This is a genomic window from Streptosporangium sp. LJ11 (assembly GCF_051918945.1).
GTDB lineage: Bacteria > Actinomycetota > Actinomycetes > Streptosporangiales > Streptosporangiaceae > Streptosporangium.
On record NZ_JBPXMB010000014.1, the window covers coordinates 221,826 to 234,004 of the forward strand.

A 12,179-nucleotide genomic window follows, 5' to 3' on the forward strand; every position below is an offset into this window, starting at 1 on the left:
GTTCACGCCCCCATCGCCGGCGCGGACGTCTCCGGCATGTCGTAGGTATGGCGGAACCTGCTGGACAGCACGCACTGCGCGGCACCCACGAACACCGCCAGCGCGACGGTGACGTTCACCAGGAAGTGGATCGCGGTGAAGTAGACGGTGAACGCCGCACCGGCGTACCCCGAGACGAAGCGGTACATCCCCAGGTCGGAGGCGATGGAGCCGGCCAGCAGCACGAGCGGCACGAGCAGCCAGAGCGGGCCGAACAGCACCGGCAACGCCACGGTGACCACCGCGAACAGGGCGGCGAGCGACCCCCAGCCGCGGCTGCTGTTGGTCGGGCCGCCGTTGAAGTCCGGCCGGCGCAGGTACAGCGGGATGTGCAGGCGCGCGCGGTGGAAGAACTTCGACAGCACCACGCTCAGCTTGTCGTCGTGGTCGTGCGCGCCCCTGATCGCGGTGTCCAGCACGATCCGGTAGCGCTGGGTGATCCGGTGGCCGTAGTCGGCGTTCTCGCTGTGGCGCAACGCCGGGTTGAGCGGGCCGATCTCGTGGAAGACCCTGGTCCACATCGCGAAGATCGCCGAGTAGATCGTGGTGATGTCGCCCGCGTCACCGGAGATCCAGTAGTGCAGCTGGAGGCTGCGGTACCGCTCCACGCGGCTGTCGGGGATCAGCGGCTCCGGCTCGTAGGTGCCGCACACCACCCCCAGCGTGGGATCGGACGTGAGCAGCGCCACCGCGTTGCCGACCGTGTCGGGGGTGAGCGCCACATCCGAGTCGAGGAAGAACAGCACCTCCCCGCGCGCGTGCTCGACACCGAGGTTGCGCGCCGCCGGCGCCCCGATGTTGGTGTCGGTGACCAGCACCCGCACCCCGTGCCGGTGGGCTATCTCCACCGAGTCGTCGGTGCTCCGGTCGTCGACGACGATCACTTCGATGTGCGGGTAGTCCTGCCGCTCCAGCGCGCTCAGGCACAGGTCCAGCGTACGGGCGTAGTTGTAGTTGGGAATGATGACCGAGACCAGTGGCCGCTGCTCATCCATGGTCGATGACCCCTTCGGGTTGGCGGGCGCCCGCCGGCCGGGAGGGGACCCGCCCGGCGGACGCTCGCACGCGTTGGTCTGTTCCGATGCTTGTCAGGACTACTTGTCTCCCGCCGGCGCCGGTTCCGGTGCGGGCTCCGGCTCCGGCGTCGAGGCCGGGGCCGGGGCCGGGCTACGCCGGATGACGACCTCGGCCACCGCCAGCGCCGCCGCTCCCAGCGCCACCTCGCCGACCGTGGAGACCAGCCGGCTGGCCACCGCCACCACCGCGGCCGCCGGCGCGGGCAGCACCACCGTCAGGGCGGCGGTCAGCACCGCCTCGCGGACGCCGATCCCGTCGGGCAGCACGACCGTCAGCATCCCGACCGTCGTGGCCAGGGTGAACGCGCCCACGCACAGTCCCAGGGACCGCAGCGGGTCGGCCCCCATCGCGACCGCCAGCAGCCACAGGTGCAGGCCGGTGACCAGCCACGACACCGCCTGCGCGACGACCGCGAACCGTATCCCGCGCGGCGAGGCCGACCTGGCCGGGTCCGGCCGGCGCAGCACCCGCAGCACCAGGTGCGCGCCGTGGTTGACCAGCTGCGGCCGTACCAGCACGACCACGATCAGCACCGCCGCCACCGCCACCAGCCACGCCACCTGGGTGCCGAGCATGTGCACGCCCGCGAGCAGCCCGATCGTGAGGCCGGTCAGCAGGACCAGGCTCATGCTCAGCGCCGCCGTGCCCATCAGCCGCCCGAAACCGACGCCGTTGGCCGTGGCCACCTTGGTCGCGGCGATCAGGCCCGGCACCTTCCCCGGCACGTACTTGCTCAGGAACGTCACGAAGAAGACGCGTGCCACCCGCGGTTCGCCGACCGGCGGGCCGAGCTCGAACAGCACCGCCCGCCACGCCAGGTAGCCGAACCCCAGCCCGGCCATGCTGATCAGCAGCGCGCCGGCCAGCAGGAGGCCGATCCGCCCGCCGTCGCTCCTGGCGAGCATGACGGAGACCACGCTCCAGTCCTGCCCTGCCAGTGCCGCCGCCACCGCGCCCACCAGGACCAGCGCGAACGCCGCGACCAGGGCGCGCACGAGCGCGCGGGGCAGGCGCCACGACGGGCGCCACGGCCGGCTCTCGGTCACTCGGGCGCACCGGCCGGGGAGACCGGGGTCAGACCGGTCTTGGCCGGATGCCCCTGGCGGCGAAGCAGCTCGTAGACGAGCCGCGGCAGCCCCGCACCGGCTCCGAGGAAGAACGCCGTGTGGTAGCAGAACTGCATCGCGGCCATCTGGAACGCGAAGCCCGCGCCCCGGTGGCGGTGGGAGTATCGGAGGAAGTCACGGTTCACCGTCACGAACGCCGCCAGCAGCAGCGCGAGCACCACCAGCAGCCACGGCACGAGGAAGACGAACGGCAGCGTGAACAGGCTCAGCGCCGCCGAGACGGAGGAGATCCGCGGCGGCAGGCGGCGGGTGCGGGGATCCGGGCCGATCATGTCCAGCCGGAACCCGATCGTGTCGTCGTCGTACAGCCGCCGCGCCCGCAACATGATCACCGGAAGGGTGCTGGCCCTGACGAACCGCTCCCACATGCACTCCCAGAACCGGTCGACGTCGTCCGCCCTGGTGACCACGGTCGCGGTCACCACCAGCCGGTACTTGGACGGCACCCGGTTGCCGAACTCGAAGTCCTCGCCGTCGCGCAGCCGCTCGTCCAGCCCGCCCGCCTCGCGGTAGACCGTACGCGGGATCAGCGAGTTGGACAGGAACGTGGACACCGCCCGCTGGCGGTCGAAGTGCTCGGAGAAGACGCGGTATCTCTCCACCAGGCCGTCGTCGTACAGCGGCTCCTTGTCGTAGATCCCCTGGACCATGCCGCAGTCGGGCGTCTCCCGGTAGGCCCGCACCGCGTTCTCCACGGCGTCCGGGGCGAGCGCCGTGTCGGAGTCCACGAAGAACAGCAGGGGCGCGCTGCTGGAGTCGACCCCGGTGTTGCGTGCCCCCGACGGCCCCTGGTTGGTCGGCAGCTCGACGATCGTGCACGGGAACTCCCGCGCGATGTCCAGCGAGCCGTCCGTGCTGCGGTCGTCGACCACGATCACCTCTGCCGGGGGGTACGTCTGCGCGTACACCGCCTCCAGGCAGGCTCGGAGAGTCTTCTTCTTGTTGTAGTTCGGCACGATGACCGCGACATCCTCGGGTCGCGCGGTCGCCGGTTCCGTCATGTCAATTCCTTCCACGGCTCAGTGGCCGACCGATAGAACCGTTTGCTGAGGACGGTGGTCGGACAGTCCGGCGGCTCCGGGCATCTCGTAGCTGTGCACGACGACGTCCGGTGTGGTGAACACCCAGTCGATCCGCCAGAGCTCGGCGGTTCCGGCGAGGTAGGTGGCCGGGTAGAGGGACGGCAGCGCCTGGGTGTGGTCGACCAGCTTCTCCGGCAGCAGCCGGAGCATCCCCATCGCCGGGGTGGTGTTCAGGTCACCGGCGAGCACCACCGAGTTGTCGTTCGCCTCGATGTCGGCGCGAAGCGCCCGGTAGCTCGCCTCCCGCCGGCTGTGGGCGTACTGGTTGGAGGCGCGGACCTCGCCGTCGTACAGCCGCCATCCGGTGGGGGGCTGGTTGATCTGCGTGTTGTAGAAGGAGACGGCCGTGCCGTTCACCCGGATGTCGGTGCGCAGCGTCTCGACCGTGTAGGAGGTCGGCCAGTCCCGCATCACCTCCGGAACCGCCTTCTGGTCCTCTGGCAGCCACGGGGTCATGTCGAGCCCGCGCTGCGCGACGATGGGGAGCCGGGAGAGCGTGATCAGCTCACCGGACGTCGCGACCTCGTATCCCGGGAACTCGCGTCGCAGTTCCGCCAGCTTGTCGATGCGGAGTGCCATGTCGGCGGTCCACTTCGACGTCATCATGTCCCCCGCCGAGGTGTCGACGTAGAGATACTCCGTGAGCAGGTAGACGTCCGCGTCCATCTCGCGCAGGTGGTCGTAGAAGTCGGGCGAGTAGCTGTTCCCGTCGGAGGTGCGCCAGTCCTGGTCCCAGAACTCGGTGTTCCACATGGCCACCTTGATGGCCCCGGGCGGCGCGGGCGGCGGGGTGTGCCAGAGGGTCGCCACGTTGATCCCGCTGTGTCCCGCGCCGAGCGCCAGGGTGAGCACCAGCACCGGGATGACCCGCCGGCGGACCGGGCGCGCCAGCGGCGCCACCACCAGCACCAGCAACGGCACCACCACGAACATGAACGGCGGCATCAGGTCGAGCGGGGCCCACAGCGAGGTGCGGCCGCTCGCCAGCAGATGCGCGACCACGAACAGCAGCCACCCCGTGGTGGCGGTCACCACCAGCCGGGTGCCCAGGCACCACCGCCGCCGTGGCCGGACGAACCGGCCGATGCGAGCCCATCGGCCGGCCGGCTTCTCGGGGGGGACATCCGTCGGCTGATCCTCGGTCATGATGTCCCGGTCGCCCATCAGCACACCACCTCGGCACGTAGGTCAGGCCGGCGAGAGCCATTGACGATCCGCGGTCACTTCCAGCGGCACCTCAACGTACTGACCGGTTCTTGTCGCTTCCTTGTCGTCCGCGCCGCGGACCGCGCAGTCCTCGACCCCGGACCGCGCGGGCCGTACAGCCCGCGCAGGCCCCGCAGTCCGCGCAGAAAGGGAACCGTATGACATGACGGACCACACGACAAGAATGAGACAAGCCGTCGCGGCTAGCGTGAGCGGGAAGCAAGGCGGTCGGAGGCCGGGCGACGAGCCACGGCCGGTTGACCGAAGACCCACCGGGGCTGCCCGCCCTGATCATCGGCCGACACCCGGCGGTTCGGAAAGAGCGGCCTTCAGCCAATGGAGCGACCCATGAATCGAGAACGCCCGCTAGTCTCGGTCATCATCCCCAGCTTCAACCGATCCCACGTGTTGCGCCTGTGCCTGCGCGCGCTGGAGAAGCAGACCTACTCCCCCGTCGAGGTCATCGTGGTGGACGACTGCGGCACCGAGGACGCGGCGGAGGTGGCGAGGTCGATGGGCGTCACCGTGCTGCGCACCGAGGTCAACAGCGGGGCGTCGACCGCGCGCAACCTCGGCGCGGAACACTCCCACGGCGAGATCCTGCTCTTCCAGGACGGCGACATCGCCCTCGACCCGGACGCCGTGGAGAACGCGGTGAACATCCTCCAGGCCGAGCCCCGGCTGGGTGCCCTGGGAGGCATCCTGCACCCCGAGCCGCTGGCGGCCCGGACCCTCCCCGCGCAGTATCGCGCGCTGCAGATGTATCACTGGTGGATGCCGACCGACCGTCCGACCCTCGAGCTGCACGCGGCCGTGCTCGCCGTACCGGCTGAGGTGTTCAAGGAGATCGGCCCCTTCAACCCGCATCTGAGCGACACGGTGTCCGCGGACTACCGTTCCCGGTTGATGCGGAAAGGCTACGAGGTGCGCATCACCGCCGCCGTCTGTGGCCGGGCCGACCACGACTCCACGATGCGGATGATCCTGAGCAAGGTGTTCCGGCGCGCACGGGTGAGCGCGCGGGAGTGGACCCGTGGCGAGACGCCGGGCGACTCCGTGCCGCGCGCGTTCGGCGGTGTCCTGCTGGTCGCCGCCGTGCCGGCGCTCCTGCTGCCCCTGCTGACCGGCCCGGTCGGCGCCCTCGTGTCGCCGCTGCTCGTCGCCGCCGCCGTGGTCCTCGACGGCAGCACCTACCGGCGGGTGTTCGCCCGCCGTGGCCTCCTCTTCGGCCTCTACTTCAGTGCCGTCCACCTTCTGGTCACGCTCGTGGGAGCGACGGGAGCGGGAGTCGGCGTGCTCCAGCGCATCCTGCAGAGAGGACGGCCGAGCGTTCCCTGGGTCCCTCAGACCGGTGACCTGAACAATCAATGACGCGTCGGCGTGGCGGCCTCCTCGCGTCCGAGGCCGCCTGTCTCCTCCAGTAGCGCGGCCATCGGGAGCAGCCAGGCCATCCGGGGACTGCCCATCTCCTGGTCGAGCTCCTCGGGGCTGGGCATCCTGTCGTCGAGCACGTGGGGCGGGACCAGATGGTGGATCGCGTGCGCGAGCAGGTTGGCCATCGAGTATCCGGGGTCGGCCTCGTGCGCCCGGGTGAGGGCGACGCCCGCCAGCGCGGAGTCTCCCCGCCGCCAGGCGACCAGGCCGAGCAACGAGGCCGCCGGAGGCACGAACCTCGGCTCCAGCCTCCGGGTGAGGTCGTGCCAGAGCTTAAGATGCGCGTCGTGGCTCTCGTCGGTGACCAGCGCCCACGCCTCGTCACGGATCCTGATCACCGCCAGGTCGAGCCCCAGCCTGGCCGCCTGGTCCTCGTCGAGCCGCCCTCCCGAGGCATAGGTGGCGATCGCCTCGCGAACCCTGGCCATGCCGTCCGCGACGAACTCCGCCGCGAACCCGTCGGCGTCGCGGCATCCGGCGAGCCTTCCGCGCATCTCCTCCGTGAGGCGGCCCGTCGCCTCACGGACGGCCTCCCGCGCGGGCCCGGTGACCGGGTCGAGCGAGCGCTCCAGGGTCTGCCTGTCCGGCAGGGCGACCAACCCGTGCAGGACCGCCTCCGCCGCGACCGCGCCGGCCCATCGCTCGTACGGCATGCCGTCGGCCGAGCAGCAGTCGGTCCGTGAGCACCCGTACGACCAGTAGCGGCCGTCTTCCACCCGGAGCGCGTCGACGACGACGAGCTCGCTCCGGCGGAACAGCGCCAGGGCCTCGTCCACAGCCGGGGTCACCAGCGGGCCGGCACCGTAACCGGCCACGACGACCTGGGTGACGCCCTCTTTCCCGAGGAGCGGGACGATCCGGCCGAGGCCGCCGGGCCCCAGGGGCAGGTCCCACCGGACGGTGAGATGCAGCCTGCCCCTGGACGGGCTGCCGGTGATGCCGATGACGACCAGGCTGTCGGCGGGGTGGAACCCCAGCAGGTAGGGAACGGCGCCCAGGACGTCCTCCGTGGAACCGAGCAGGAGCCGGGGCGGCGAGGCGAGCGGAGAGGGCGGGTGCGGCGGCTCGGGCGAGACCGGGGACGGTGGAGACGGCGATCCAGACGAGACCGGGTGCGGCGGCTCGGGCGGGGTCGGGGACGGTGGAGACGGCGATCCAGACGAGACCGGGTGCGGCGGCTCGGGCGGGGTCGGGGACGGTGGAGACGGCGATCCAGACGAGACCGGGTGCGGCGGCTCGGGCGGGGTCGGGGACGGTGGAGACGGCGATCCAGACGAGACCGGGTGCGGCGGCTCGGGTGGGGCCGGGGGCTGAGAGGACGAGGGCTCGGACGGGGCCGGGGTGTCGGGTGTCATGTCCCGAAGCCTCGCCGGAACCGGGCCACCGCCTCCGCACCGAACTCCTTTCTGTGGAAAGCCCCCTCGGCTGCCCCCGGGTGAACAGCCACAAGGCGGGGGAATTCCTCAGGCACCCCTGTCGACGCGCGGGCTCCCGTCCGTCCTCCCCGCCGAAAGGACGGGCGGCGCCAGGCGGGCGCGGACCATGATGGCCGCGCCCGCCACGGCGGCGGGCATCGCGATCACCGCGACGAACGGGATGAGGAAGAGCAGGAAGAGCAGGACCCCGAAGCCGAGCGCGGGGGCCTTGTTCCCCCTGAGCAGGCCGAAGCGCCTCTTGCGCGCCAGTCCCCTGCGCTCGAGGGCCAGCGTGGTCAGCTCGATCGTGAGGAAGAAGCCCGAGACCAGGGCGCCCAGGACCGGCACCACCGTCTGCCCGATCACCGGCACGAAACCGAGGAAGAACAGCGGGATCGTGAACAGCAACAGCCATCCGAGGGTGACCAGGCTGTCCCTGACGGATCGGGGGATCGACTTCCACAGCGGGAGCTCGTAGCCGGTCGGCACCTCCCCGTAGGTCTCCTCCACCTTCTCGGAGAGCTTCTCGTAGAAGGGGTCGCCCAGGATGAGGGTGATCGCCGTGAAGGTCACCACGGACAGGACCACCCCCGCGCCGAAGAGCGCCAGCCCGACCAGCGCCCGCAGCGCGGTCCGCGCCGCCTCGCCCCATCCGTCGGCGAACGGCGTGCCCCACGCGGCGATGTCCAGCGCGTTCGTGCCGAGGAAGTAGAGGCCGGTCGCGTAGAGGGCGAACGCGATCAGAGCCGGGATCAACCCGAACAGCCACCAGCGCGGGTAGCGCGCGACCCAGCGCAGTCCCTGGAAGAAGAACCCGATGCCGTCCAGAAAGGAGCGGAAATGACCCATGGCGGAAGATTATCGGGATCGGACGTCACCCGGGAGGGCGCGCCCGACGGCCACCGGGAGACGTCGGAGGAACGCCGGGCACCGCCGGACGGCGAGTGTCAGGAACGCTGCCAGAGGCCGGGGACGGAGACGCCGAGGGCGCCGAAGAGGCGGCGGAGCAGGGGCAGGGAGATGCCCAGGACATTGCCGTGGTCGCCGTCGATGCCGTCGACGAACCAGCCGCCCCGGCCGTCCAGCGTGAAGGCCCCGGCGACGTGGAGAGGCTCGCCGGTGGCGACGTAGGCGGCGATCTCGTCGTCTCCGGCGGTGCCGAAGCGCACGACCGTCGCGCCCACCTCCGCCACCTCGCGCCCGTTCGCGACGTCGATGACGCAGTGGCCGGTGAGCAGGCGGCCCTCGCGTCCGCGCATGCCGCGCCAGCGGGCGACGGCCTCCTCGGGTGAGGACGGCTTGCCGTAGGCCCGGCCGTCGAGTTCGAGCATCGAGTCGCAGCCGATGACCAGCCCCTCGGTCAGATCACCGGCGACCACGGTCGCCTTCGCGCGGGCCAGCGCGAGGCAGAGCTCGCTCGGGCTGTCGGCGGTGACGGCGTCCTCGTCCACACCGCTGACGATCACCTTGGGATCGAGTCCGGCGCTGCGGAGCAGGGCGAGGCGGGCGGGAGAGGCGGAGGCGAGGACGATCTGGGTCACGGCGACCGAGCCTAGCGCGACCCCGATCCACCCCAGGCATACGGCCCACGGCAGAGCGCCCGATCCACGACGGGCGCCCGGAGGTCAGGCGTGCGGCGGGGGCGGGAGCCGCGGAGGCGGTTCCGAGGAGGGAGGCCCGGGAGCGGTGTTCACCGGGAGCCCGGCGGCGGCGTAGGCCTCGGCCTCGGCCAGGGTCTCGTTCTCCAGCAGGGCGGCGGCGATGCCGTCCAGGCGGCTCCGGTTCTCCGCCAGGACGGCCAGGGCGACCTCGTAGCACTCGTCCACGATGCGCCGTACCTCCTGGTCCACCGCGGCGAGGGTGTCCGGGGCGGCGGCGGGCCGGCCGTCGGCGGCGGCGGGCAGGACGGTCAGCGGGCCGATCCTGGCGGACATGCCCCAGCGGCCGACCATGCCACGGGCGATCACGGTGACCTGTTCCAGGTCGCTCTCCGAGCCGGTGGTGACCACACCGTAGACGACCTGCTCGGCCGCCATGCCGCCGAGGGCCCCGACGATCCGGTCGCGCAGGTACTTCTCGTCGTAGGCGTACCGGTCGGTGTCGGGCGTGGAGAGCGTGACGCCGAGCGCCCGCCCGCGCGGGATGATCGAGACCTTCCGCACCGGGTCGGCGCCCGGCTGGAGCATGCCGAGCAGCGCGTGGCCCGCCTCGTGGTACGCGGTGCGCCTCCGCTCGTCCTGCGGGATCACGACGGCGCGGGCCGCGCCGAGCAGGATCTTCTCCAGCGCGTCGGCGAAGTCGGCGGCGTCGACCCTGTCGTTGCCCCGCTTGGCGGCGAGCAGCGCCGCCTCGTTGACGAGGTTGGCCAGATCCGCGCCCGTCATGCCGGGGGTGGTCCTGGCGAGCCGCTCCAGGTCCACGTCGCCGGCGAGCGGCACGCCCCGGCTGTGGACGCGCAGGATCGCCAGCCGCCCCTCGGCGTCCGGCGCGGAGACCACGACGGTACGGTCGAAGCGGCCGGGACGCAGCAGCGCCGGGTCGAGGACCTCCGCCCGGTTGGAGGCGGCGATCACGATGACCCCCTCGGAGCCGGTGAAGCCGTCCATCTCGGTGAGGATCTGGTTCAGGGTCTGCTCGCGCTCGTCGTGGCCGCCGATGGTGCTGCCGCCCCGCACCCTGCCGATCGCGTCGATCTCGTCGATGAAGATGATCGACGGCGCGACCTTGCGGGCCTCGTCGAACAGCTCGCGCACCCGCGAGGCCCCGACCCCCACGATCATCTCGATGAACTCGGAGGCGCTCGCCGAGAAGAAGGGCACGTCGGCCTCCCCCGCCACGGCGCGGGCGAGGAGGGTCTTGCCGGTGCCGGGCGGCCCGGAGAGCAGCACGCCCTTGGGCAGTTTCGCCCCCAGCCGCCGGTACTTGTCGGGGTCCTTGAGGTAGTCGACCACCTCGGCGACCTCGTTCTCGACCTCGTCGATGCCCGCGACGTCGTCGAAGTCGACCCGGACCTTGGCCGGTTCCACCGGTTTGGCCGCCCTGGACCTGCCGAGGCCTCCCAGACCGCCGAGACCGCCCATCCCGCCGCCCATCGCGCCGGCCGCCGCGCGCCGTACGAACCAGATCCACAGAGCGGCCAGCAGGAGGACCGGGACCAGGGACAGCAGGAGGTTCGACAGGAGGTTCCCGCCGACGGGCTCGGCCCTGATGTTCACCTTCGTCGCGAGGAGCTGCTGGTAGAGCCCGGTCCGGTCGGCGAAGACCGGCAGCTCCGTGGAGAACTTGTGGTACGTGACGTTGTCGCTGTCGGGGTCGCGGGCCGCCTTCCTGAGGGTGCCCTGGATCGCGGTGCCCGTGGCGTAGACCTCCTTGACGTTCCCCGCCCGGACCTGCTGGGTGAACTGGGTGTAGGAGATCGGCTCGGTGGGCTCCTCGAAGAACGAGGAGACGATGAAGAATCCCGCGTAGACGATGACCATGGTCATCAGGAAGCGCACCCAGTTGAACCTCGGGCGCTGCGGGGTCGGCGACCCGCCGTCGGGCAGGCCCTCGGACCGCCAGGGCTTGGAGCCGCTCCCCTGGTCGGGCGTGTCGGGGCCGGCCCCCTTGCGTTCCTGAGACGCCGGTCGGTTCACGACTTCCCCCTCGACGGCTCGGGGGAGTCGGCCTGGGCGGGCGTCCCGGAGGCGCGTCCGGGACGCCCGGCTCAGTCCGGGCCCTCGAACCGGGGCCGCCTTTCGCAGGAGAGCCGAACCCGCGCCCGGCGAGCGGGCGGGAGGTCGTCACGCGTGCGGCGGCGAAGCGGCCGGCCGTGAAATTCCCCCGAGTTTCACCAGGTCACACGGACAAGGCGATTCCTGCCCAGGGGAGGCTCACTTCAATCTGAGGGAGGAGACCGCGGTGTTGATGGCGCGCCAGTACTTGCTCTGGGTGTCGGGGATCGTCGCGAAGAGCATCGCGGGCTTGGCACCGGAGATCTCGGTGACGGCGACGGCGGCCATGGAGGAGCGCGCCTTGCCCTTCAGCTTGTACTTCACCCGGTAGGCGAGCAGCCAGCCGTCCTTGATCGGCTGCGAGGCGGTCCAGGTGATCTTGCCGCCCTTGGGGTGGTGGTTGAGCGTCCACCGGGCGGCCAGCAGCGCGGTGTCCTTGGACTCCTTCTGCACCAGGATCGGCACCGGGCAGCTCGCGAGCATCCCCCGGTGGGCGGCGCCCTTCGCCTTCGGCAGCACCTGCTTGGTGGAGAACGGCGACGCGCCGAAGACCTTCCAGGGCTTGCCCAGGCGGACCAGCGACACGCCCGACTTTCCGTCCTGGACGCGTCGCTTGCTCTTGTCCGCCTTGCCGGGGAGGCGGCCGAGCCGCTTGTCACGCGGCAGGTCGGGCACCCGGGGATCGGCGAGGGCCGCGATGACGGCGCTGCGGTCGGGCGCCGGCTCCGAGCCGTCGGGCGGCGAGGAGGGAGCGGCCGTCTCGGCGGGGCTCTCCGAGGGGGACGCCGACGCGGAGGGGGTCTCCGAGGGGGACGCCTGCGCCGACTGCGCCGCGGAGGCCTGGGTGGACGCCTGCTCCGACGCCGAGGCGGACGGCTCCGCCGACCCTGGACCGGGCGAGGGTGGCGCGGCAGATGGCGCGGCGATCTGCCCCGTCTTTCCCTCGCCCGGTTGATCTGGGGAGCTCGAGGAGACGAAGCCGACCACCGCCGCGACCGCGGCCAGGACCACCGCGAGGCCGACGGCCAGGATGCGGTAGATGACGCGCATCGGCAGGTCGCCGATACGGGACCGCTTCACGGGGGA

The 12,179-nt window shown here is 71.6% G+C and carries 10 protein-coding genes; 1 reads left to right on the forward strand and 9 read right to left on the reverse strand.

Going from position 1 to position 12,179, the window contains the following annotated elements; genetic code table 11:
- Nucleotides 1-2: 2 nt before the first annotated feature.
- The 4 genes from ACTOQ3_RS21970 to ACTOQ3_RS21985 all read right to left on the reverse strand — a co-directional run bounded on the left by ACTOQ3_RS21970 (nucleotide 3) and on the right by ACTOQ3_RS21985 (nucleotide 4,489).
- Nucleotides 3-1,034, reverse strand: coding sequence for a glycosyltransferase family 2 protein (locus ACTOQ3_RS21970; protein ID WP_440085212.1), 1,032 nt, complete (start codon nucleotides 1,032-1,034; stop codon nucleotides 3-5).
- Between the two features lie 99 nt (nucleotides 1,035-1,133).
- The gene (locus tag ACTOQ3_RS21975) at nucleotides 1,134-2,162 is read right to left on the reverse strand and encodes a lysylphosphatidylglycerol synthase domain-containing protein (protein ID WP_440085213.1); all 1,029 of its coding nucleotides are present in this window, start codon (nucleotides 2,160-2,162) and stop codon (nucleotides 1,134-1,136) included.
- Nucleotides 2,159-3,244: a glycosyltransferase family 2 protein gene (locus ACTOQ3_RS21980; RefSeq protein WP_440085214.1), complete on the reverse strand. Its 1,086-nt coding sequence runs from the start codon at nucleotides 3,242-3,244 to the stop codon at nucleotides 2,159-2,161. The genes ACTOQ3_RS21975 and ACTOQ3_RS21980 overlap by 4 nt, the downstream gene beginning before the upstream one ends.
- Before the next feature lie 18 nt (nucleotides 3,245-3,262).
- Entirely contained in the window at nucleotides 3,263-4,489 is a 1,227-nt protein-coding gene (locus ACTOQ3_RS21985; RefSeq protein WP_440085215.1) for an endonuclease/exonuclease/phosphatase family protein, read from the reverse strand.
- 390 nt (nucleotides 4,490-4,879) lie between these two features.
- Between ACTOQ3_RS21985 and ACTOQ3_RS21990 the strand changes: the two genes are divergently transcribed.
- Nucleotides 4,880-5,902 carry a glycosyltransferase family 2 protein gene (locus ACTOQ3_RS21990; protein WP_440085216.1) on the forward strand — a complete coding sequence of 341 codons (1,023 nt, stop codon included), beginning with the start codon at nucleotides 4,880-4,882 and terminating at the stop codon, nucleotides 5,900-5,902.
- Here ACTOQ3_RS21990 and ACTOQ3_RS21995 read toward each other — a convergent pair.
- The 5 genes from ACTOQ3_RS21995 to ACTOQ3_RS22015 form a co-directional block, all read right to left on the reverse strand.
- Entirely contained in the window at nucleotides 5,896-7,320 is a 1,425-nt protein-coding gene (locus ACTOQ3_RS21995) for a DUF4192 domain-containing protein (protein ID WP_440085217.1), read from the reverse strand. The two genes, ACTOQ3_RS21990 and ACTOQ3_RS21995, sit on opposite strands and share 7 nt — an antisense overlap.
- A gap of 108 nt (nucleotides 7,321-7,428) precedes the next feature.
- Complete coding sequence (locus ACTOQ3_RS22000; RefSeq protein ID WP_440085218.1) at nucleotides 7,429-8,229, reverse strand: EI24 domain-containing protein; 801 nt, start codon at nucleotides 8,227-8,229, stop codon at nucleotides 7,429-7,431.
- 98 nt (nucleotides 8,230-8,327) lie between these two features.
- Nucleotides 8,328-8,921 carry a Maf family protein gene (locus tag ACTOQ3_RS22005; RefSeq protein WP_440085219.1) on the reverse strand — a complete coding sequence of 198 codons (594 nt, stop codon included), beginning with the start codon at nucleotides 8,919-8,921 and terminating at the stop codon, nucleotides 8,328-8,330.
- 84 nt (nucleotides 8,922-9,005) lie between these two features.
- Entirely contained in the window at nucleotides 9,006-11,015 is a 2,010-nt protein-coding gene (gene ftsH / locus ACTOQ3_RS22010; RefSeq protein ID WP_440085220.1) for an ATP-dependent zinc metalloprotease FtsH, read from the reverse strand.
- 237 nt (nucleotides 11,016-11,252) lie between these two features.
- Complete coding sequence (locus ACTOQ3_RS22015) at nucleotides 11,253-12,173, reverse strand: hypothetical protein (protein ID WP_440085221.1); 921 nt, start codon at nucleotides 12,171-12,173, stop codon at nucleotides 11,253-11,255.
- Between the last annotated feature and the right edge of the window lie 6 nt (nucleotides 12,174-12,179).